20 protein-coding genes are annotated in these 21,194 nt (G+C 67.7%); 13 read left to right on the top strand and 7 right to left on the bottom strand.

Going from position 1 to position 21,194, the window contains the following annotated elements:
• Positions 1-8: 8 nt before the first annotated feature.
• Positions 9-1,208: an acyl-CoA dehydrogenase family protein gene (locus QNJ67_05925; GenBank protein ID MDJ0608496.1), complete on the bottom strand. Its 1,200-nt coding sequence runs from the start codon at positions 1,206-1,208 to the stop codon at positions 9-11.
• A gap of 207 nt (positions 1,209-1,415) precedes the next feature.
• Entirely contained in the window at positions 1,416-1,889 is a 474-nt protein-coding gene (locus QNJ67_05920) for a tetratricopeptide repeat protein (GenBank protein MDJ0608495.1), read from the bottom strand.
• A gap of 125 nt (positions 1,890-2,014) precedes the next feature.
• Between QNJ67_05920 and QNJ67_05915 the strand changes: the two genes are divergently transcribed.
• Positions 2,015-2,947, top strand: coding sequence for an NAD(P)-dependent oxidoreductase (locus tag QNJ67_05915; protein ID MDJ0608494.1), 933 nt, complete (start codon positions 2,015-2,017; stop codon positions 2,945-2,947).
• Positions 2,944-3,954, top strand: coding sequence for an Ldh family oxidoreductase (locus QNJ67_05910; protein MDJ0608493.1), 1,011 nt, complete (start codon positions 2,944-2,946; stop codon positions 3,952-3,954). Before QNJ67_05915 ends, QNJ67_05910 begins: the two co-directional genes overlap by 4 nt.
• Positions 3,955-4,044: 90 nt before the next feature.
• Here QNJ67_05910 and QNJ67_05905 read toward each other — a convergent pair whose 3' ends face one another.
• The 3 genes from QNJ67_05905 to QNJ67_05895 form a co-directional block, all read right to left on the bottom strand.
• Entirely contained in the window at positions 4,045-5,547 is a 1,503-nt protein-coding gene (locus QNJ67_05905; GenBank protein MDJ0608492.1) for a M81 family metallopeptidase, read from the bottom strand.
• Positions 5,548-5,556: 9 nt separating this feature from the next.
• Entirely contained in the window at positions 5,557-7,566 is a 2,010-nt protein-coding gene (locus tag QNJ67_05900) for a CocE/NonD family hydrolase (GenBank protein ID MDJ0608491.1), read from the bottom strand.
• Between the two features lie 122 nt (positions 7,567-7,688).
• Entirely contained in the window at positions 7,689-9,065 is a 1,377-nt protein-coding gene (locus QNJ67_05895) for an NAD(P)/FAD-dependent oxidoreductase (GenBank protein MDJ0608490.1), read from the bottom strand.
• A 301-nt stretch (positions 9,066-9,366) separates the two neighbouring features.
• On the opposite strand from QNJ67_05895, the gene QNJ67_05890 reads away from it, so the two are divergent.
• From QNJ67_05890 to fabG, 11 genes are all read left to right on the top strand, one after another.
• Entirely contained in the window at positions 9,367-9,633 is a 267-nt protein-coding gene (locus QNJ67_05890; GenBank protein ID MDJ0608489.1) for a phosphopantetheine-binding protein, read from the top strand.
• Positions 9,634-9,636: 3 nt separating this feature from the next.
• Positions 9,637-10,341: a hypothetical protein gene (locus tag QNJ67_05885; GenBank protein ID MDJ0608488.1), complete on the top strand. Its 705-nt coding sequence runs from the start codon at positions 9,637-9,639 to the stop codon at positions 10,339-10,341.
• A gap of 63 nt (positions 10,342-10,404) precedes the next feature.
• Positions 10,405-11,688, top strand: a complete 1,284-nt coding sequence (locus QNJ67_05880; GenBank protein MDJ0608487.1) for an AMP-binding protein — start codon at positions 10,405-10,407, stop codon at positions 11,686-11,688.
• Positions 11,688-11,990: a hypothetical protein gene (locus QNJ67_05875; protein MDJ0608486.1), complete on the top strand. Its 303-nt coding sequence runs from the start codon at positions 11,688-11,690 to the stop codon at positions 11,988-11,990. Before QNJ67_05880 ends, QNJ67_05875 begins: the two co-directional genes overlap by 1 nt.
• Positions 11,991-11,994: 4 nt before the next feature.
• A complete protein-coding gene (locus tag QNJ67_05870; GenBank protein ID MDJ0608485.1) occupies positions 11,995-12,903 on the top strand; it encodes a hypothetical protein in 909 nt (302 codons plus the stop codon).
• Positions 12,893-13,522: a hypothetical protein gene (locus QNJ67_05865; protein ID MDJ0608484.1), complete on the top strand. Its 630-nt coding sequence runs from the start codon at positions 12,893-12,895 to the stop codon at positions 13,520-13,522. The genes QNJ67_05870 and QNJ67_05865 overlap by 11 nt, the downstream gene beginning before the upstream one ends.
• The gene (locus tag QNJ67_05860) at positions 13,519-15,825 is read left to right on the top strand and encodes an MMPL family transporter (GenBank protein ID MDJ0608483.1); all 2,307 of its coding nucleotides are present in this window, start codon (positions 13,519-13,521) and stop codon (positions 15,823-15,825) included. Before QNJ67_05865 ends, QNJ67_05860 begins: the two co-directional genes overlap by 4 nt.
• A 6-nt stretch (positions 15,826-15,831) precedes the next feature.
• Positions 15,832-17,025: a beta-ketoacyl-[acyl-carrier-protein] synthase family protein gene (locus tag QNJ67_05855; protein ID MDJ0608482.1), complete on the top strand. Its 1,194-nt coding sequence runs from the start codon at positions 15,832-15,834 to the stop codon at positions 17,023-17,025.
• Entirely contained in the window at positions 17,022-17,822 is an 801-nt protein-coding gene (locus tag QNJ67_05850) for a beta-ketoacyl synthase chain length factor (protein ID MDJ0608481.1), read from the top strand. The genes QNJ67_05855 and QNJ67_05850 overlap by 4 nt, the downstream gene beginning before the upstream one ends.
• Positions 17,819-18,232, top strand: a complete 414-nt coding sequence (locus tag QNJ67_05845) for a hypothetical protein (protein MDJ0608480.1) — start codon at positions 17,819-17,821, stop codon at positions 18,230-18,232. The genes QNJ67_05850 and QNJ67_05845 overlap by 4 nt, the downstream gene beginning before the upstream one ends.
• Positions 18,229-18,954 carry a 3-oxoacyl-ACP reductase FabG gene (gene fabG, locus QNJ67_05840; GenBank protein MDJ0608479.1) on the top strand — a complete coding sequence of 242 codons (726 nt, stop codon included), beginning with the start codon at positions 18,229-18,231 and terminating at the stop codon, positions 18,952-18,954. The genes QNJ67_05845 and fabG overlap by 4 nt, the downstream gene beginning before the upstream one ends.
• A 59-nt stretch (positions 18,955-19,013) precedes the next feature.
• On the opposite strand, the gene QNJ67_05835 is transcribed toward fabG, so the two are convergent.
• The gene (locus QNJ67_05835) at positions 19,014-19,850 is read right to left on the bottom strand and encodes a glycosyltransferase family 2 protein (protein ID MDJ0608478.1); all 837 of its coding nucleotides are present in this window, start codon (positions 19,848-19,850) and stop codon (positions 19,014-19,016) included.
• Positions 19,851-19,966: 116 nt separating this feature from the next.
• Positions 19,967-20,989: a hypothetical protein gene (locus QNJ67_05830; GenBank protein MDJ0608477.1), complete on the bottom strand. Its 1,023-nt coding sequence runs from the start codon at positions 20,987-20,989 to the stop codon at positions 19,967-19,969.
• Positions 20,990-21,194: the final 205 nt, after the last annotated feature.

The raw sequence follows: 21,194 nt of genomic DNA, 5'->3' as shown, positions 1-21,194 counted from the left end.
ACCCTCGGCTAGAGCCCCAGCACCGCCTTGGCGATGATGTTCTTCTGGATCTCGTTGGAGCCCGAGTAGATCGAGGTCTTGCGGTAGTTGAAGTAGGCGCGGGCCGCGTGGCGCGCCGCCTCGGGCACCGGCGTCGGCTCGTTGCGGCCTTCGCTCGGCTCCTCCTCGACCAGGAGCTGGCCGTAGGGTCCCAGCGCCTGCAGGGTCAGCTCCAGGATCCGTTGCTGAATCTCGGTGCCGCGCACCTTCAGCATCGAGGCCTCCGGACCCAGCGCGTCGGGCCCGCCGGGCCCGAAGAGGAAGCGTTGCTCGGTGATCTCGAGCGCGCGCAGATCGATCTCGGCCTCGGCCACCTCGCTCATGAAGGCCTCGTCGTCGGCCAGCGTGCCCGCGCCGTCCGGCGTTTCCGCCGCCAGCTTCCGGAGCCGGGCCAGGCTCGCCAGCGAGCGCGAGATCTCTGCGGTGCCGAAGCGCTCCAGGCCCAGCAGGTACTTGGCGATCGCCCAGCCCTGGTCCTCCTCGCCCAGGCGATTGCCGACGGGCACGCGGACGTCGTCGAAGAAGACCTGGTTGACCTCGTGGCCGCCGTCGAAGGTCAGGATCGGCTGCACGGTCAGCCCGGGCGTGTTCATGGCGAGCATCAGGAAGGTGATGCCGTGCTGCTTCTTGCCCGAGGAATCGGTTCGGAACACGCCGAACATCCAGTCGGAGATGTGGCCCTCGCTGGTCCAGATCTTGCTGCCGTTGACGACGTAGTCGTCGCCGTCGCGCTCCGCGCGGCACTGCAGCGCCGCCAGGTCCGAGCCGGCGTTGGGCTCGGAGAAGCCCTGGCACCACATGACGTCGCCGGTCAGGATGCCGGGCAGGAAACGCTCCTTCTGCGCCTCGGTGCCGTAGGCGATGATCGTCGGGCCGAGCATCTGGACGCCGTAGATCAGGAACCGCGGCGCATCGGCCAGGGCGATCTCCCGCTCGAAGATGTACTGCTGCTGGTCGGTCCAGCCGGTGCCGCCGTGCTCGACCGGCCAGGAAGGGCAGGCCCAGCCTTGCTCGTAGAGCTTGCGGTGCCAGAGCCGCTGGTCCTCGGCCGGGAGGTCCATGCGCTCCTCTGCGACCTGACGGCGGGTGGCATCCGGCAGGTTGGTCCGGATGAAGCTCCGGACTTGCTCTCGAAAGGCCTCGGCCTCGGCGCCGAACGTCAGGTCCATGGGCTCCCCTCCCGGGCTCGAATGCCGCGTCGTCTTCGCGGCCGTCGGGCCTGGCAGGTGCCGGCCTCCCACGGTAAACGTCTCAACGACCGCGCGTCTGGGCGGCAGCTTGGCGGCTTCGCGAGCCTTCGGCTTGCCGAATTCCGTCCTGCGGTGGCGGGTTCTCGATAGTGCGGCGGGCGCCGCGGCTCGGCGCCCGCGCCACGGTCACTGGCCGTTCTTCGCCTTGTATTCGGCGATCGCCTGTTTCAGCTCGGTGTACTCCTCGCAGCCGAAGAGGCAGGCCCAGTTGAGCGTGGCGAGGCGCTCCTCGGCCTTCTCCACGTCGCCCATCTGAAGATGGAGCTCGCCCATGTACTCGTTGGCGCCCACGTGGTTGGGGTCGAGCTTCAAGGCGGTCTCATAGTTGACCATCGCGCGGTCGAAGTCGCCGAGCTTGCGGTGGCTGAAGCCGAGCAGGTTGAAGGCGTCCGCGTCCTTGGGGTTCTCCTCGACCGCCTTGTTCAGCAGAGGGATGGCCTCGGCGTACTTTTCGCTTTTGACCAGCTTCGCCGCGTCGAGATAGGCTTGGCTCTTGCTGGGTGCCGAATAGCTGTTGCCGGCGCCCGCTGCCAGAGCTACTTGGGCCGACAGGCCGAGGGTGACCAGGACCGTCGCTAACAGACGAAGTGCTGTTGTCATTTCGTAGACTCCCTTTTGCTCCGGTCTTACGAAAACGGACGCAGATCAGACGTGCAAACTTCCCGCAAAAGTTCAAGGCAAGGATTCGTGAAGACCGGGATCGGCCCGGCCGGGCGGGGTGCGCCGTGCCCGAGATCGTGATCACCGAGTTCATGGACCGCGCCGCCGTCGATACCCTGGCCAGCGATTTCTCGCTGCACTACGACCCGAAACTGGCGACGAGCCGGGCGGCGCTGAAGGAGGCGGCCGGTCCGGCCCGGGCGTTGATCGTGCGCAACCGGACGCAGGTCGACGCCGCGCTGCTGTCGGCCGCGCCCCGGCTGGAGGCGGTCGGCCGCCTCGGCGTCGGCCTCGACAACATCGACGTGGCGGCCTGTGCGGCGCGGGGCATCGCGGTCTGCCCGGCGACCGGGGCGAACGCCGCGGCCGTCGCCGAGTATGTGATCGCCGCCGCCCTGCTGCTGCTGCGCGGCGCTTTCGGGGCGACGCCGGCGGTGGTCGCCGGCGACTGGCCTCGGGAAGCCTCGGTCGGCCGCGAGGCGGCCGGCAAGGCCCTCGGATTGGTCGGCTTCGGCGCAATCGGCCAGGAGGTCGCCCGGCGCGCCAGAGCCCTGGGCATGACGGTGCTCGCTTGCGACCCGCAGCTGGCGCCTGGGGATCCGGCATGGTCCCTGGCGGAGGCGGCGTCCCTCGAGACGCTGCTCGCGCGCAGCGACGCGGTATCGCTTCACGTCCCGCTGACCGCGGCGACCCGTGGATTGATCGGGGCCGCCCAGATCGAGCGGATGAAGCCCTCGGCCGTGCTGATCAACACGGCGCGCGGTGGGATCGTCGACGAGGCGGCCCTGGTCTCGGCGCTCCGGGCCGGACGGCTCGCGGCCGCGGCCCTCGACGTCTTCGAGGCCGAGCCGCTCGATGGCGAGACCGGGGGCCGCTTCGCGGCGGTGCCGAACCTGCTGCTAACCCCGCATATTGCCGGACTGACCGAAGAGTCGAACGCGCGGGTCGCGCGCCTGGTCGCCGACAAGGTCCGGGCGGTGCTGGAGCCGAAACCGTGACCGAGGTCCGGCTCTCGGTCCCGGCGCTGGAGGACCTGGGCGTCCGGATTCTGACCCGCCACGGCGTCTCGGCGGCCAATGCCGCGGCCGTGACGCGCGCCCTGGTCGCTGCCGAGATCGACGGCAAGAAGGGCCACGGCGCCTCGCGCCTGCCGTCCTATGCCGCTCAGGCGGCCTCGGGCAAGGTCGACGGCGGTGCGGTGCCGACCTGCGCGCGGGTCGGCGCGGCGGGCCTGCGGATCGACGCCGGCCACGGCTTCGCCTATCCCGCCCTCGAGTTGGCGATCGAGGAGCTCGGCGCGCTCGCCCCGCGCTCGGCGGTCGCCGCGGCGGCGGTCACCCGCTCGCACCATTTCGGCCAGGCCGGCTATCACGTCGAGGCGCTGGCCGGGAAGGGCCTGATCGGGCTCGTGTTCGGCAATTCGCCCAAGGCGATCGCGCCCTGGGGCGGCCGTGACGGCATCTTCGGCACCAATCCCATCGCCTTCGCCGCGCCCAGGACCGGCGCCGCGCCGCTGGTCATCGATCTCAGCATGAGCAAGGTCGCGCGCGGTAAGATCATGGTGGCGGCCAAGGAAGGCAAGCCGATCCCCGAGGGCTGGGCGCTCGATGCAGAAGGCCGGCCGACGACCGACGCCGAGGCGGCCATGGCGGGCACCATGGTGCCCCTGGGCGAGGCCAAGGGCGCGGCGCTGGCCGTCATGGTCGAGGTCCTGGCGGCGGCGCTTACCGGCGCGAACCTGGGCTTCGAGGCCTCGTCATTCTTCTCCGCCGAGGGACCGCCGCCCGGGGTCGGCCAGTTCCTGCTGGCCTTCGATCCCGCCGCCTTCTCAGGAGGCGGCTTCGCCGAACGCCTGGAGACCCTGCTCGCCGCAATGCTCGCCCAGGACGGCGTGCGCCTGCCCGGCAGCCGCCGGCTCGAGGCCCGGGCCCGGGCCGAACGGGAGGGGCTCGCCCTGCCGGCGGGGCTGCACCGGGAGCTGCAGGCGCTGGCCGGCGAGTCCTGAGCGCCAGGATCCGCTCTACATCTTAGGTTTAGAGCAGATTTAACGGGTTGATGGATCGCCCGTGGCGATTCCATCAAACTCGGATCTGCTCTAGGGCTGGAATTCCGGCCCGCAGGGCCCGAGGCGGACGCCGGGACGCAGGCGCTGGTAGTCGAGGCCCTCCAGGCGGCAGGGATGGGCGCCCGGCGCCTCGACGACCAGGACCTGGCTGGCGATCGGCTCGAAATCGGCGCGGAAGTGCACCGAGCTCTTGACCACCAGCAGGGCCTGCTCTTGGGGCTCTACGCCGAGATGGCGGAACACGGCCTGGTCGAGGCACTGGAACCGCTCGCTGCCGACCAGGATGCGGATGTCGCAGCCCTCCTCCACGACCCTCAGCAGCGCCATGGGGCCGAGCGCGGCGTGGGCGCCGCGGTACATCTCGCCGGTGCACTCGAAGCGGCCGTCGGTCAGCTTCTCCACCCGGAAGGTGGCCTCGAGCGGGGCCTGGCCGTCCTGGCCGGACTTGCCGCCGAGCGCCGCCTCGATCTCCGCGCCCTCGCCGGCGGCGTGGGCCTGGGCGGCGACCTCCGGATCGTCGACCACCCCGACCACGGCGCCCCGGGCCTTCTCGGCAATGAGCGCCTCGATCATGCCCACCGTGTCGGAGCTGGCGCCGGCGCCGGGATTGTCCTGCGCGTCGGCGAGCACTACCGGGCCCCGGCCGCGCGGTGCCGCCATGGCCCGGCGCGCGCCCTCGCGCGGCTCCAGGAGATCGTTCTCGAAGCGGGCCTCGGCTTCCGTCAGGGCCTCCATCATGGCCTCGGCGGCGGCGTCCACCGCGCCCTGGTCTTCCCCGTAAGCCACCACGGCTGGGCCGCACTCGGCGATGTCGGCCGCCGGGAAACCAAAGGCGAAGTCGACCGTGGCGACCCCGTCGCCGGCGAGCTCCGGAAGCCGCCCGTAGAGCGAGCGGGCCGGTTCTGCCCCGGTGTACTGGCTGGTCAGCGGCACGAGATAGGGCACCTTGCGGAAGGCCGAGGCGCCAAGCCGACCGTCGAGCGCGAGCGACAGCTTCTCGAAGGCCCGCGCGCCGGTCGCCGCCATGTCGATATGCGGATAGGTCCGGAAGATCACCAGCGCGGTCGCATGGCGGACCATGCTGACCGTGACGTTGGCGTGCAGGTCGAGGCTGACGATCACCGGCAGGTCGCGGCCCACGATGTCCCGCACCCGGCGCAGGATCTCCCCCTCGCCGTCCTGCAGGTGTTCGGTCACCATGGCGCCGTGCAGGTCGAGGTAGACCGCGTCGACCGGCACGCTGTCCAGCAGGCCCTCGCAGATCATGGCGGCGATCCGCTCGAAGGCGTCTTCGGTCACGTGCGCCGAGGGTTCGGCGGAGCACCAGAGCAGCGGCGCGAGCTCGACGCCCGCACTCATTGCCGCCTCGGTGAAGCCGACCGCGGGCAGGTTCATGCCGACCATCTTCTCGATCACCTCCGGGCCGCGCAGCAGGGGCGGCCAGGCGTCCGCCTTCACGAAGTCGGCGAAGGCCGCCTTCTTGGGCCCGAAGGTATTGGTCTCGTGCTGAAATCCGGCGATGGCAACGCGCATGGCTCCACCTCAAACGAAGTCGCGGGGGATCTTCTCGTCCCAGTCCCGGCTGAGGACCAGGGTGTCGTTCTCGTAGGCTTCGAGCCGGGCGGCGACGAAGAAGTGATTCTTGTCCGCCGTCATGGTCGTGCGGGTCTCGGTGCGCACCGACCAGGCTTCCCGGTCGAGGGTCTGGGTCCAGTGGGTCTCGGCCCGCGCGCTCAGCGGGTCGTCGGGCAGGATACGGAAGCACTCGCGGGCGATGCTGCCGGTCGCCAGCCCGTGCGTCTTGTCGCGGTAGCGGCCGAAGTCGTCGTTGATCCTGACCCAGGTCTCGCCGGTCGCCTGGTCCTGCTCGACCACGCGGCTGTTGGACGGCTCCCGGAGGGTCTCGCGGGCCCGCGGCGGTGCGCCCTCGGGCTCGCTGAAGGGCCGCAGCGACTCGTCCCGCGCCGGCCGGACCGGCAGGTCGAGCGCCGAGGCTCCGGCGAACAGCGTCAGGGTCGCGGCCTCGGGCGAGGGCCAGAACAGCGGCCAGTAGCAGGTCGAGAGCGCCAGGCGGATGCGGTGTCCCGGCGGGAACGCGTGGGCGATGTCATCGAGCTGCAGCACCACGCGCAGGCGTTCCCCGGGCACCAGCGCCGCCGGGCGCTCGTGGCCCTCCCGGTGGGTCAGGTTGAGGGCGCCATAGGAGATCCGGCTCGAGGCCCCGTCCGGCGCGACGTCGCACAGCCGCGCGACCACGAAGGCGCAGGGCCGATCGGCGCTGAGCTCGAGCGAGAGCCGGGGCGCGCCGAATATCTCCACGCGCGCCTCGAGGGGGTCGGTGTCAAACACCAGCGAGCCGGCGTCGTCGAAGCGCTGGTCGCCGGGCGCCTCGGGGCCGAGCCAGATCGCGCAGAACTCGCCGCCCGCCAGGCCGGTCGTCTGGGGCGAGGCCAGGGTGATGGCGGCCTCGGCGGGCGCCTCGTCCCGCAGGCCGTCGCGGGCCGGATGCAGGCGCCGCGTCTCGATGCGCGGCGAAGGCCACTCGGTTTCGGCGATCCAGCGCCCGGGCCGCTCCCGGTAGAAGGTCCTTGGCGGCAGGCTCTCCTGGAGGTAGGCGCGGTAGAGCGGCTCGTCCATGATGCCCGTTGCCGCGCCCTTCAGCCAGTGATCCCACCAGCGCAGGCACTCCTGCAAGAAGCCGATCGCCGGCGCCGGCACGGCGAAGTGCGGGTACTTGTGGACCCAGGGCCCGGTCAGGCCGAGCCGGGGCGCCCGGAGGCCGGTCAGCAGCCGCGGGACGGCGTTGGAGTAGGCGTCGCCCCAGCCGCCGACGGCGAAGACCGCGGCCTCGATCGCCTGGAAGTCCTCACAGACCGAGCCGTGCTTCCAGAAGTCGTCGCGCCGTTGATGCCGCAGCCAGTTGGCCACCAGGAGCGGCTGTTTCTCCAGGCGCTCCAGCCAGACCTCTCGCCACGAAGGGCCGACCAGGGCCGGGTCGGGCGGACGCGACGAGTAGGAGAACATGGTCGAGGCCCAGCCCAGGTTCTCGTTGAGGAGGCAGCCGCCCTTATAGTGGATATCGTCGGCGTAGCGGTCGTCGGTCGAGCAGAGCGTGACGACGGCCTTCAAGCCAGGCGGTCGGCGCGCGGCGACCTGGAGCCCGTTGAACCCGCCCCAGGAGATGCCGATCATGCCAACGGCGCCGCTGCACCAGGGCTGGGCCGCGATCCAGGCGATCACCTCGAGGGCGTCGTCCTGCTCCTGTTCGAGGTACTCGTCCCACATCAGCCCGTCGGACTCGCCGTTGCCGCGCATGTCGACCCGGACGCAAGCGTAGCCGTGGCCGGCGAAGTAGGGGTGAGTCAGCTCGTCGCGGTCGGCCGTGCCGTCGCGCTTGCGATAGGGGATGTACTCAAGGATGCCGGGCACCGGGTCGTGCTCGGCGTCGGCCGGCAGCCAGATCCGCGCCGCCAGCCGGCAGCCGTCCGGCATGGGAATCCAGGCGTTCTCGATCTCCCTGACCCGCCGCGGAAACTGCCCGACCTGCTTCAAAGCCTCGTCCTTGGCCCTCGTCGATCAGCCATCGTGAGGGCGCGGAGGCGCTCTATGTCAAGGGGTAAAGGAGGGGCAGGGGCCGGCGGCTCCAAGCCGGCTCCGGTCCGGCTGCCGCTGGTTCAGGTCTCGACCCGGCCGGGACCCGTGTTGTCCGGCACCGTCAGGCGAAGGTTGTCCCGCCTTCGCCGGGACAGTGCGCGGGACCGGCTCCAGTTCAGTGCCACGGTCAGGTAGTAGGAGGCCTTGAACATGAAAAGCGGCAGGACGTCGATGCGTGGGCCGAAGACCCGGCCCGCGAGCATCGCGATGACCGCCCGTACCATGCCGAACTCGTTGCGTGGCGACAGGAACATGTCGTGGATCGCCGGCGTGGTGAAGCGATAGACGAACCACGACAGGCGACGCAGACCACGCCTGACCTCGGTTTCGAGGGCAGCGAGCGGCGCCTCTTCGGTCTTTCCGCTGCGCAGGCAGGCGTCCACGGCCGCGCTGCCCTTCTCGGCAGAATTCATGGCCAGGTAGACGCCGGTCGAGAAGACCGGGTCGAGAAAGGCGAAAGCGTCACCCAGCAGAACGTAGCCCGGGCCCCACATGCGCTCGGACTCGTAAGAATAGTTGCCGGTCGCGGTGGCCTCGCCCAGGAGCCTCGCGTTGTTCATGCGCTCGTGCACGCCGGGGCAGAGCTGAATCGTCTCCCAGAGAAACTCCTCGACGCTGCCCTTGCGCTGCTTCAGATAGTCGGGCCAGCAGACCGCGCCCACGCTCATCGCGCCGTCGCGCAGCGGTATCATCCAGATCCAGCCGTGGTCGAACCAATAGAGGCTGATGTTGCCCTCGTCCCGTCCGGTCCTGCGCTCCACGTTCTCGAAATGCCCGAACACTGCGGCCGAATTGTGCTGCGGGTTCTTCCTCTTCAGGCCGAGCCGGGTGGACAGGAAGGCGTTTCGGCCGGACGCGTCGACCAGAAAGCGAGCGCGCCACTCACGATCGACGCCGGACTCGTCGCGGGTCCGCACCAGGGAGCTCTCGTCTTCGCCGAACTCGACCGACGTCACCTTGACGCCTTCGACCACCTCAGCGCCCTGCGCCACGCAGTTGCGCAGCAGGATCTCGTCGAAGTCGGAGCGGCGCACCTGATAGGCATATGAATCCATGCCGTCACCCGCGCGGTCGAAGTAGAAGGTGGTACCGGGACCGGTGTGGTGGCGGCCACAGAACTCGACTCCGGGCTTGAACATGGCCTGGGCCTCGATCTCGTCGATCACCCCCAGGCGGCGCAGAATCGGCAGGTTCATCGGTACCAGGGACTCGCCGATATGGAACCGGGGATGGCGATCCTTTTCCAGGACCGTCACCGACCAGCCCTTCTCGGCGAGCAGCGCGGCCGCTGTCGAGCCGGCCGGCCCGCCGCCGATCACCAGCACATCGCAGGACGAGGACGCCGCCGGTAAAGGCCCGTTGCCACGGTGTTCCGTTTGCGCGTCTGTAATGGTCACGCCCTCAGCTCCAGCCGGTTTCGAGCCACCGAAGGCCCCGCGCGAGAGAGACCTCAGCCCAAATTAGTAGCCAACGCGCGGAACGCTCTCAAGCGGGAATCGCCCCCGCGCAAGGGCAGCACGATTAGATTTTTACTCCGCTAACTTTTTTGGCATAACAACAGCGCGCAACGCCTGCTCGGCACTCTGAGCTGGTTGCGATTGCATGCAGCTTAGGGCTTTCCGCCGTGGGAAAACCTGTTTAATTTCAGGAAGCTGATTGATTTGGTGCAGTGAGTGAGCGCGTTTACGGAGATCAAGTTTGTCTAGCCTGACGGCTATGGAACAGGAGGTCGCGGCCCTCATCGTCGAGGCCCTCAATCTGGAGGTTTCGCCGCAAGATATTGCGCCGGAAGACCCGCTCTTCTATGAGGGTCTCGGCCTCGATTCCATCGATGCCCTGGAACTGGCGCTGGAGATCTCACGCAAGTACGGCTTCGAACTGAAAGCCGAGGACGAAGAGAACAAGAAGATCTTCGCGACCCTGCGCAACCTGACCGCGCATGTCGAGAGCAACAGGGCGAAGTAGCGCTTGGTCGCGGCGGGCATGACAGAGCGAACCCGGCACTCCGAGACAGACCCTCTCACGGCCTCGATCCCGTTTCGCCGCGTGCTTGCCCGCGCCGCGCCCGGGTTGCTCTTCGTCTTAGCGATCCATGGCGTGGCTTTGACCGACCTGGCGCCGACGAGCATCGCCGTGCTCTGCGCCGTCTGCTTCCTGAACGGGGTCCTAGCCCGGATGGTCGGGTCCGGCCGCCGCGCCGTGGCCGCCTGGCTGGTCGTCGGCGTCGCCGTCGCGGCTTTGCTGTTCGGCCTCTCCCTGGGCGTGACCGCCGTCGGAAAGGTTGTGTTTCTGCCGCCGATCCTCGCCAATGGCCTTATGTTGATGGTTTTCGCCCGCACGCTACTGCCCGGCCGGGAGGCGTTGATCCAGAAGATGGGCCGGCTCGAAGTCGGCGAGCTCTCGCCCGAGTTTGGCGCCTATATGCGCGGCCTTACCTGGGTCTGGGCCGCCTTCTTCGCGCTGACTTTCCTCGCTTCGATCATCCTGGCCCTCTGGGCGGATCTGGCGACCTGGTCCTGGTCGGTCAACTTCGGAGTGCCTTTTCTGGTTCTGCTTATTTTTCTCGGAGAGCACGGCTATCGGGCGCGACGCTTCGGCGGGCGGACCCCGCTTTCTCCGCTCCTGACCTTGCGCGCGGCACTACGCCCCTCCGCCTGGATTGCCGATGCCTAGCAGAGAGCCTTGGACCGCTTAGGATCGATAGCCCTTTCCGCCTCCCGGGACCCGGAGCGTACGGTGTTCTGGGACCGGGGGCGCGCGGTTTCCCAGGGCAGGCTCTTCGCGGACGCCTCCTGTCTCGCGGGAGCCCTGCCCGAGCGGCCTTACGTCCTGAACCTCTGCGATCGGCGTCACGGTTTCCTGGCCGGGACCCTGGCGGCCATCCTGCGGGGACAAACGGTCGTTCTGCCGAACGACCGGTCGCGCCGTTTCGCCGATGAGCTCGAGCGGGCGTTGCCCGGGCTCTACGCGATCGGCGATGCCGCGTGGGGCGATCATCCGTTCGAGCCCCTGGATGTGACGCCGAGCCTCGGCCAAGGCGGTCCGCTTGCCGAACTGCTCCATGCCGACGCGCGGCGCGGTAGTCTCATGGTCTTCACCTCGGGCAGTACCGGCAAGCCCCAGCCGCACCTCAAGTCCCTGGGCATGCTGCGCTTCGTCGCCCGTGCGCTGGTCGACCGCTTCGAGCTCGGCGGCGGCACGGTGGTCGCCACGGTGCCGTCGCAGCATATGTACGGTCTGGAAACCTCGATCGCCCTGCCCTTGTGGAGCACGATCGCGGTCCATGCGGGGCGTCCCTTCTACCCGGCCGACGTTGCGCGTGCCCTCGATGAAGTCCCGGGCCCACGCATCCTGGTCACGACTCCGATCCATATGCGGGCCTTGCTCGCCAGCGAAGTCCGCCTGCCGCCCCTGCACATGACGATCTCGGCGACGGCGCCGCTCAGCCGTGAGATGGCGGCGCAATTCGAGCAGCGATTCGACACGCGGATCCATGAGATCTTCGGGTTCTCTGAAGCCGGGACCGTGGCGACCCGCCGGACTGTCGAAGAGACCGCCTGGCTGGCCTGCGACGGGCTGACATTCCGCGAAGATGCTGGGATCTGCCGAGTCCATGGGGCGCAGTTTCCCGCGCCGGTACCCCTCAACGACATGGTCGATCTCCTGGCTCCCAACCGCTTCCTGTTGCGCAGGCGGACATCCGACAACGTCAACGTGGCCGGAAAGCGGACCTCACTGGCAGGCCTCAACGCCGTGCTCAACGCGATCGATGGCGTGGTGGACGGCACCTTCTACCTGGAGGACGAAGGGGAAGCGGCGCGGCCGGCGCGCCTGATCGCGTTCGTCGTCGCGCCGGAGGCCAGGTCCAAGGACATTCGAGAGGCGCTCAGAAAGGCGCTCGACCCGGTCTTCGTGCCGCGCCGGATCTATCGGGTGCCGGGACTGCCCAGGAACGACAACGGCAAGCTGACACAGGCCGCCCTGGTCGACCTCGCGGCAAGGGTCGCGGGGGCCGCCTGATGGAGCCGGCGGAAGAAGGCCTGGTGATCCCGGCAGATCATCCCGCCCTGGCGGGGCACTTTCCCGGCCGGCCCCTCGTCCCCGGTGCGGTTCTGTTGGACCATGTGCTGGATTTCGCCGAGCGTTCGTCCGGTCTGCGGATCGGCCGCCTGCTCTCCGCCAAGTTCCGGGCACCGCTGGAGCCAGGCATAGCCTGCAGGCTTCGATTGGCGCGGCGCGGCGATGGCGCTATAGAGGTCACCTGTGAAGCGGCAGGGGCGGTTGTGATGGTAGCCCTGCTCGAGACCGGGGAATGCGTTTAAGGCTGTGACCAAGTCCGCCTGGCAGGAACGGCCCGAGCGCGGCGTCGATTTCGTGACCCGCTTGTTTATTTGGCTCAATCTCAGCGCCAGTGAGACCCTGGGCCGCCTGTTGCTCTATCCGATCGCCGCCTACTTCCTGGTCTTTTCCGGCGCTACGCGGCGCGCCTCGCGGAAGTATCTGGCACTGGCGACAGGACGTCCGGCATCCCTGCGCCAGGTCTATCGGCACTATCTGACGTTCTGCCGCATGACGCTGGACCGCGTCTATTTCCTCACGGGTCGCGTCGATGGTTTCGATCTCGTGCTGGAGGGCAAGGAAGTCTTCGACACGCAGTACGAAAAGGGACGGGGGTGCCTTTTGCTGGGCGCCCATATCGGCAGCTTCGAGGCCTTGCGGGCTGTCGCGCCGCCGTCCCGGAATTTGAGAATCAAGGTATTGATGTATCCCGACAACTCGCCAATGGTCATGTCGCTCGTGCGGTCGCTGAACCCGGAGCTGGCGAGCGACATCATACCCCTGGGTCGTCCGGAGACCATGCTGGCCGTCAAGCAGCACGTTGAGAGCGGGGGGCTGATCGGGCTTCTCGGGGACCGCAGCACCAAGGGCGACAAGCTGGTTCGTACCCAATTGCTGGGCAAGCCCGCATATCTGCCTGCCGGGCCCATGCTGCTCGCGGCCATGCTCAAGGTGCCGGTGATCATCTTCTGCGGCCTCTATACGGGGGAGCGCCGCTACAAAGTTCATCTCGAGCTTTTCGCCGATCAGGTCGTGATCGATCCGCGGCATCAGGAGGATGACCTCCAGCGCGTCATTGATCACTATGCGTCGCGCCTTGAGCATTACTGCCGGCTGGCACCCTACAATTGGTCGAACTTCTACGACTTCTGGGACCTCGCCAAGGATGACCGCTAGCCATCAAGGATGGGGCGGGCGGCCGCCGCTTGGCGCCCTCTGGCCGCAGTGCAAGGGGGTGCTGTTTGTTCTCTTGCTCTGCTGCGTGCCTGATGCCGGCCGGGCGGCCGACTGGAATCTCACCCGCCTGGCCGAGTTGGTCTCGGAAGCCGGCCCCGGCACTTACCGCTTCGCCGAGGAACGATATCTGCAGTACCTGACCGAGCCTTTGCGGCTCGAAGGCACGCTCTCCTACACGCAGCAGGGTCAACTGGTCCGGCGGGTCACCAGCCCACGGCTCGAGCAGGCGATCATCGAAGGCAATCTGGTTACGATCCAGATGAACAAAGTCGATCCGCCGGTCCGCGTCCTGCTCTCGGAGCAGCCGGTCCTGAATGCACTGATCCTGGCTTTGCGAGCGACGCTGACCGGCGACCTGCCCATGCTGAACGAGACCTTCAAAACTCAGTTGACGGGCTCCGAGCAGGCCTGGGCCCTGCGCTTGATCCCGGATTCCAATGATCTGCGCCAAGCCGTCGACGGGGTCACGATCGAAGGCCGGTCCAATGAGATCCGAAGCATCGAAATCGTGGAGGCTAACGGCGACCGCTCCGTGATCACCATTCGTAGCCGCCTATGAATTTGGTGCGGGTCTTCAGGCTCGGGTGCCTCTTCGCCCTGCTTGCCGCCAGCGCCGCGCTGGTCTTCAACGTCGCCGAATTGCGCAGCGATCTCAGCTTCGTGGTCCCGCGCAACCCCTCCCCCGATGTCTCGCTTCTGGCCGAGAGATTGCAGCGCGGACCCTCGTCGGGCCTGATCCTTGTTGCCATCGACGGCCCCCCGGGCGAGGCCCTGGCGCAAGCGAGCGGAGATCTGGCGGCGGCCTTGAGGCAGAGCGGCGTCTTTCACCTTGTCGCGAACGGCCAGTTCAAATCCCACCAGCGTGAACTCGCATTTCTTCACGAGCACCGCTATCTCCTCAATCCGGCGATCGAACCCGGCGACTTCACGGTCGAGACTCTGCGCGCCGGGCTGCAGTCGACCCTCTCTACCTTGGCTACGGCCTATGGGCCACTGGCGAAGCGCTACCTGCCGAGCGACCCGACGGGCCGCGTGCAGCAAGTGGCAGGCTACTGGACCGCGGGCGTAGGACAGGGGCGCAGTGCCGGCGTCTGGCTCTCGGAAGACGGGCGCCGGGCCTTCCTTCTGCTCTGGTCGAAGGGCGAGGGCTTCGACCTGGACCAACAAGAGGCCATCTTGGGCCTAATCAGGAACGCCTTCGCGAAGATCAACGCGGCCGGGACGCTCGATCTCATTCTTTCCGGGCCGAGCGTCTTCGCCGCGGCCGCCAGGGAAACCATCAAGCAGGACATGCACGACCTCTCCAGCCTTTCCATAGCTCTGGTTATGGCGCTCTTGTTCCTGGCATTCCGTTCTCCCACGGTGGTCGCGGTCCTGGTCCTGCCGCTCGGCTTCGGGGTCTGCGCCGGCGCACTTGCCGTGCAGTTCGCCTTCGGCGAAATCCACGGCATCGCCATGGCTTTCGGCGCGACCCTGATTGGCGTGGCGGTCGACTACCCGATTCACGTCGTCAGCCACAGCGGCGTTGCGGGTTCACCGGTCCGGGTCTGGCGCACCCTGCGATTGGGCGTTCTCACCACGATGGCGGCCTTCCTACCGTTCTCCCTTTCCAGCTTCCCCGGGCTCGGTCAGATCGGACTCTTCGCTGTGGTTGGACTGCCGGTTGCGGCGCTGGTTACGCGCTTTCTCCTGCCCTCGGTCCTGCCCGGGGATCCCATGCCCGGCCCGGGGCCTTCGTGGCGCCGGATGATCGCCGCTTCTCCCGGATTGTCGCGCTTGCGCATTCCGCTCGCCCTTGTCGCCGTCTTGGGAGTCTGCCTCGTCTGGGTGCGCGATCAGAGCATTTGGGAGAGCGATTTGCGCAACCTCAGCCCGGCGGCTGCGGCCCTGCGGACTCTCGACCGGGATCTCCGGCGGGAGATCGGCGCCGCCGACGTGCGCTTTCTGATGGTTCTGCGGGGCGGGTCGCAGGAAGCGCTCCTGCGCCGCTCGGAGGCGATGATGCCGGCCCTCGATCGTTTGCGCGACCAGGGCCGGCTCTTGGGCTTCGACCTTCTGGCGCGCTACCTGCCCAGTTCGGCCAGCCAGGCGCAGCGCCGCGAAGCCTTGCCTGCGGTCCCGGAGCTTCGTTCCGCGTTGCAGGAGGCGACCCAGGGCCTGCCGTTTCGCGAGAATCTCTTTGAGCCCTTCATCGAAGACGTCGCGCGAGCGTCCGCGGCGCCCACGCTAACTCTGGAGGATTATCGGGCCGCCGGCCTGGGTTGGCGGGTCGATCCGCTGATTTTTCGCCAGGGCGGAACCTGGGTCGCGATGATCGTCCCGACCGGGGTGCGCGACCCTGCCGATCTCGCCGAATTCGTGACGGCGCAGAGCCGCGGAGACCTCGCGCTTCTCGATCTGAAGGCGGGATCGGAGGCTCTGGTGGCGGACTATCGCGAGGAAGCTTTTCTCTGGCTCGGTCTCGGCTTCCTCGTCGCCATCGGGGTCCTGGTTCTCGGTCAGAGATCAACCCTCGGCGTGGTCCGGGTGCTGCTTCCGGTCTGCATTGCCGTCACGCTCACCACCTGTACCCTGGTGCTGACCGGCATCTCGCTGTCGCTCTTCCACCTGCTCTCCATGCTGCTGGTGCTCGGCGTCGGGCTGGACTACGCTCTCTTCTTCGATCGAAACACCGAGGATGACGAGTCCCGAGCCCGAACCCTGCGCGCCAACGTCTTGTGCGGCGCGACCTCGTTCAGCGTCTTCGCCATACTCGCCACCTCCGAAGTTCCGGCCTTGCGGGGCATCGGTGTCACGGTGGCTCTCGGAGCGCTATTCTCCCTGATAACAGCAGTCATCTACGCGAACCGAGCCAGGGTATAAGTCGCGATGAGCGCCTTGGTTGTCACCAGCTACTCGACAGTGAACGCGGCCGGCCGTGGCAGCTCCGCGACCCTGAAGGCCCTCTGCGACGGCACTTCGGGACTGCGCCCCTGCGACTACGACGGGGCCGACCTCGATACCTTCATTGGGCGGGTCGACGGGGTGGAGGACTGCCGGATCCGCCCTGACCTGAGCAGCTACGACTGCCGCAACAACCGTCTGGCGCAGATGGGCTTGGAAACCGACGGCTTCGCCTCCGCCGTTTCCGGGGCGGTCGAGCGCTACGGCGCGGAGCGGATCGCGGTGATCATGGGGAGCAGCACCTCGGGCGTCGGTGAAGGCGAGGATGCTTACCGCAGGCGGCCCGACGAAGCGGCGCCCTTGCCGGAAGACTTCGACTTTCAGCGCACCCACGACTACTACTCCCTGACCTGCTTCGTCTCCGAATACCTTGGGCTTTTGGGGCCGAGTGCGACGGTTTCGGCGGCCTGCGCCTCGAGCAGCAAGGTCTTCGCCGATGCCTGGCAGTGGATCGAAACCGGCATCTGCGACGCCGCCGTGGTGGGCGGGGTCGACAGCCTCTGCTTGATGACCCTGCGCGGCTTCAACGCACTCGAGCTGCTATCCAAGGGCCCTTGCAGGCCGAACGACGCGGCGCGCTCGGGCATCTCGATCGCGGAAGCTGCTGGCTTCGCCCTGATCGAACGCCCGGAACGGGCTACCCGCGCTGGACCCCAACTGCTCGGCTACGGGGAGAGCAGTGACGCCTTCCACATGTCGTCGCCCCATCCAGAGGGCTTGGGCGCCTCCTTGGCGATGGCCGCGGCTCTGGAGCGGGCAGGCATCGGTCCGGGCGATATCGACTATATCAATCTCCACGGCACCGGGAGCGGCGCAAACGATAGCGTCGAGGACTCGGCGGTCTTTCGGATTTTCGGCGCCGAGGTCGCAACCGGTTCGACCAAGGGCTGGACCGGGCATGCCTTGGGCGCGGCCGGCATCACCGAGGCCGTAATCAGCTGGCTTTGCCTCGAGGAACAGCTGGTGCCCGGAAACCTGAACCTCACAACAATCGACCCGGAACTGCGGTGCAGGGTTCAGATCGACACGGAACGCAAGCCGGTCGCGCGGGTCTTGAGCAACTCCTTCGGATTCGGCGGCAACAACTGCAGCCTGGTCTTCGGTCGGTCCGTGCCGTGAAGGTCGGGATCACCGCGATCGGCGTCTTGGGCCCGGGCCTCGAAGGCTGGGACCAGAGCCGCGCCGTGCTGCGCGGCGACACGGCCTACCGCGAGCAGGCCTTTGAGCCGCCAGCACCGGAGATCCTGCCGAGCCGTGAGCGCCGGCGCTGCGGCGCGTCAGTGCGTCTTGCCCTCGGAGTCGCGCTCGAAGCGGTCGACCGGTCGGGGCGCCGGCCGGACGAGCTTGCGGTGGTGTTCGGCTCCTCGGGCGGCAGTGGCCTGGAGGTCCACCGGATCCTGACAGCGCTCAGCCAGCCGGAGATGCTGGTTTCGCCGACCCACTTCCACAACTCGGTGCACAATGCGGCCGTCGGCTATTGGTGTATCGCCACCTCTTGCCACCTGCCGAGCACGAGCATAGCGGCCTATGACTATACTTTCGCCGCGGCGCTGCTGAAGGCCTCCGCGCAAGTGGTGACGGAAGCCCGGCCGGTGCTTCTGGTGGCGTTCGATACCCCATTCCCCGAGCCGCTTCATGCCAGACGGCCGCTCTCGCATCCCTTGGCCCTCGCCATGGTCATGGCGCCCGCCGGCGACCAAGCAGCCTACGGCAAGCTGGAGGTTGCCTGGCGAGCCGGCGCCCCTCGGGTCGAAGAGACGCCGCCGAGCGACCCCGGACTGCGGCCGCTCTGGTACGGCAATCCCGCTGGCCGCGGACTTCCGCTGCTGGAAGCGATTGTGCGGGGCCGCGCGGGGCAGGTATTTATGCGGTTTCCCGATAACGGGCACCTGGAACTGGCGCTGACGCCGACATGAACCGGAGCGAGATCACCCGGATGCTGCCTCATGACGGCTCGATGGTGCTGCTCGACCGGATCGCCTCCTGTAGCGAGCGCGAGATCGTCTGCGCGACACGTTCCCATCTCGATCCGGATAATCCCCTGCGCCGCCGAGGTCTGTTGCCGGTGATTTGCGGGATCGAATATGCCGCCCAGGCCATGGCGGTGCACGGCACCCTGAATGCCGGATCCAAGGCCCGTCCCGGCGTGCTCGCCAGTGTCAGGAAAGTCTCCTGGTCGACCGACCGGCTCGACGATGTGGCGGGTGAGCTCGCGGTGCGCGCGGAGGTTCTGATGGCAGTCCAGGATCGTTCGATCTACGCGTTCCGACTGCAATCCGGAGATGCCGACGTGCTCACGGGCGAAGCCGCGGTTTTTCTTCTATGAGTGGGCTTCGGGCCCTCGTAACCGGCGGCAGCGGCGCCATCGGCTCGGCCATCTGTCATGCCTTGGCGCGCGATGGACGCCGGGTCGTGGTCCACGGCAGCGGCCGGAACCGGCAACCCGAGACGGTCGCCGCGGCGATCGAGCAGGCCGGTGGGCAGGCCGAAACGGTGTACTTCGACGTGACCGACGAGACAGCCTGCCGTGAGCGGCTGGAAGCCTTGCTCGCCGACGCGCCGATCCAGATATTGGTCAATAACGCCGGTCTGCATCGAGACGTTCCGCTCGCGGGCATGTCAGCCGAGCAGTGGCATGACGTGCTGCGCACGACGCTGGACGGCTTCTTCAACGTAACGAGGCCGCTGATCCTGCCAATGATGAGGACGCGATGGGGCCGCGTGGTCAATCTCTCCTCGCTTTCGGCCATCAAGGGCAATCGCGGTCAGGTGAACTACGCGGCCGCCAAGGCCGGACTCCACGGCGCGACCAAGTCGCTCGCCTTGGAATGCGCCGGCCGCGGGATCACCGTCAACGCGGTGGCACCGGGCGTGGTCGATACGCCCGAGACGCGGGAAGCCTTCACGGCCGAGAGTATCGCCAGCCTCGTGCCCATGAAGCGGGCGGGCCGACCGGAAGAGATCGCCGATCTCGTGGCTTTTCTCGCCTCCGAACGCGCTGGCTACATTACCGGACAGGTCATCGCGATCGACGGCGGCATCGCCTAAAGCGGATCATGTTCTAACGGAAACGCTTCGCGGTTCCGGGCAAGGCATATAGATCCGCTCTAGCTGTCGGCGCGTCTGCCCAGGGGTGCGCGCTCGGCAGCGTTTTGGTCCAGGGGCTCGGAGGCGTCGCCAGGCAGCGAGCGGCGGCTGCGCGCCAGCAGCCATTGCCGCGTCATCGCCGCCAACCCGTCGAGATAGAGGCCCCGGGAAACCAGCTTCCGCGTCACCATCACGGTAATCTGCCAAATGTCGGTGACGGGGCGAAAGTGGCTCGCGCGTCTGGTCACCTGGTCGTAGAGCGCGGGGATGGAAACCGGGACGCTGCGGTATCCGGCGCTGGCGGCATCGATCAGAATTTCGCTCTCGAAAACGAACCCTTGGAGGCGTTCGTACTTGGGCTCGACCAGCTCCAGGACGGCGCGGGGGTAGAGCCGGTAACCGCACTGGCTGTCCTTGATCGGATAGCCGCAGGCCCAGGAAATCCAGAAGTTGGCAAAACGGTTGGCGAATAGGCGCGAGCCGGGAAAGCTTTCACGGCCGATGTCCCGGGCACCGATCGCGATATGGCCGGGCGTCTTCGCGAACTGCCGCAGAAAAGCCGGGAGGTCCTCCGGGCGGTGCTGACCGTCCCCGTCCAGGGTGACGACGGCGGCGGCGCCCTGCGTCAGCGCGTGCGCCATTCCCGTGGTCAAGGCGGCCGACTTGCCGCGCCGGTCGCTGTGGCGGAGGAGCGTAATCGGCAGATCGCCGAGGCACTGGGCCGTGCCGTCGTCCGACCCGTCGTCGACCACCACGACATGGGGGACGTGGAGGAGCACGCCCGCGACCAAGGCCCGAATCGTCGCGGCCTCGTTGAGCGCCGGTATCACGACATAGACCGGGCCGGTGGTAGACAAGACCTGGGCACTCCTGCGCTCGGCGTGGAACAAGAGCCTGTTCCGCCCGGCGGTTCGAAAAGAAGGCCGACGTCCCGCCTCCGGCCGCCGGGACCGGGGGTGGTCTTCAGAGGGCCTCAGCTGCTCCAGACGAACCCTTCGATCTCGAACAGGAGGTTCGCCCGGCAGATGTCGGCTTCGACGTACAGCATCGGCGTATCCGGCCCGAGCACGCCTTCGAGATGCCGCCTGACCGCGCCGTAGTCGTCGGTGTTCCGGATGAAGGCCTTGAAGAAACTGCGCTCCGGGACCAGCGGAAAACGCGCGCCCGACAGCTTCTCCCCATTGGCGATCAAGGCACGAAGGTTGAAGACTGTTTCTTCGGTCTGGGCGACCGGCAGCTCGAGATGCTTGGTCCTGTGGCCGGCGACGCTGGCCGTGCCTGAAAGGAATAGAACGGCAGACCCGGGCCAGCGCTTGACCAGAGCCCTGGAGAACGAGGGGCTGCGCGGGCCGTACTGGGGCGGATAGTGATAGGCGCTGACCTGATTGGGGTTCTCCACCGGCAGTCCAGGCTCGCGAGCGGCCAGACAATAGAGGCAGAGGTCGCCGACGCGGGGACCGATTGCGCTGGCCGAGGGATAGCGCTCGGCCAGCTCCGGACGCTCCATCATGAAGGCGTCGTGCCGCCCGATGCAAAACCTCTTGTAGCGTTCCATCCCGTCGGCGTCGTCGTTGATGCCGGGAACGATATTCCAGACCCGCAGCAGGTGCCGGTAGCCGAACTGCTCGATCAGCCGCAACATGCGCAGATAGAGGTCCTGGACTTGGAGCGTAATGCCGCCTCCCGTCTCGATCGGCACTTGCACGCCGACGAAGATCAACTGATCGGTTGCCGCGACCTGGAAACCCTCGTGGCGGTCATAGCGCGGCGACTCCGGCACGTGCCACGTCTCGACGGTGGTGCCGCTGCCGTCGCAGGGCCGCATGCCGCTGCTCAGCCTCGGCCAAGCCGCGTCGGGCAGAGCTTGATCGCCGTGCACGATGGTCGCCAGTATCGGCGGCCGCAGCCCGGCCGGTTGCTGGATGAAATCACGGTAGCTGGAATAGCGGCACGCGAAGGGCGCCCGTTCCATGACCTGTTGGTGTGAGCCCGTCATCCTGACCTTCTGCCTTGGGGCCGCTGATCTGGCGCCGGGGACAGGTCCGCCAAGACGCGGATCGCCGGCCCGGCGCCGTGAAAACGAAGATCGTTCCCGCCAAAACCTACCGCCGAAATGCCGCTTCCTCTTAGGGGCCGCCCGATCGACGGGCAATACCCTTCACGTCCCTTCCAGGCCGCGCGCCGTCCGGCCGAAGGGCGAA

This window comes from Kiloniellales bacterium (genome assembly GCA_030064845.1).
In the GTDB taxonomy this organism is placed as follows: domain Bacteria; phylum Pseudomonadota; class Alphaproteobacteria; order Kiloniellales; family JAKSDN01; genus JASJEC01.
The sequence above is the reverse complement of the archived record's forward strand: the minus strand, read 5'-3'. Positions and strand labels throughout refer to the sequence as shown.

What these genes read in the sequence shown, in the direction of transcription:
- QNJ67_05925 (MDJ0608496.1), bottom strand. Translation starts at nt 1,208, where the DNA reads ATGGACCTGACGTTCGGCGCCGAGGCCGAGGCCTTTCGAGAGCAAGTC.
- fabG (MDJ0608479.1), top strand. Translation starts at nt 18,229, where the DNA reads ATGAGTGGGCTTCGGGCCCTCGTAACCGGCGGCAGCGGCGCCATCGGC.
- QNJ67_05905 (MDJ0608492.1), bottom strand. Translation starts at nt 5,547, where the DNA reads ATGCGCGTTGCCATCGCCGGATTTCAGCACGAGACCAATACCTTCGGG.
- QNJ67_05875 (MDJ0608486.1), top strand. Translation starts at nt 11,688, where the DNA reads ATGGAGCCGGCGGAAGAAGGCCTGGTGATCCCGGCAGATCATCCCGCC.
- QNJ67_05830 (MDJ0608477.1), bottom strand. Translation starts at nt 20,989, where the DNA reads ATGACGGGCTCACACCAACAGGTCATGGAACGGGCGCCCTTCGCGTGC.
- QNJ67_05860 (MDJ0608483.1), top strand. Translation starts at nt 13,519, where the DNA reads ATGAATTTGGTGCGGGTCTTCAGGCTCGGGTGCCTCTTCGCCCTGCTT.
- QNJ67_05855 (MDJ0608482.1), top strand. Translation starts at nt 15,832, where the DNA reads ATGAGCGCCTTGGTTGTCACCAGCTACTCGACAGTGAACGCGGCCGGC.
- QNJ67_05865 (MDJ0608484.1), top strand. Translation starts at nt 12,893, where the DNA reads ATGACCGCTAGCCATCAAGGATGGGGCGGGCGGCCGCCGCTTGGCGCC.
- QNJ67_05845 (MDJ0608480.1), top strand. Translation starts at nt 17,819, where the DNA reads ATGAACCGGAGCGAGATCACCCGGATGCTGCCTCATGACGGCTCGATG.
- QNJ67_05920 (MDJ0608495.1), bottom strand. Translation starts at nt 1,889, where the DNA reads ATGACAACAGCACTTCGTCTGTTAGCGACGGTCCTGGTCACCCTCGGC.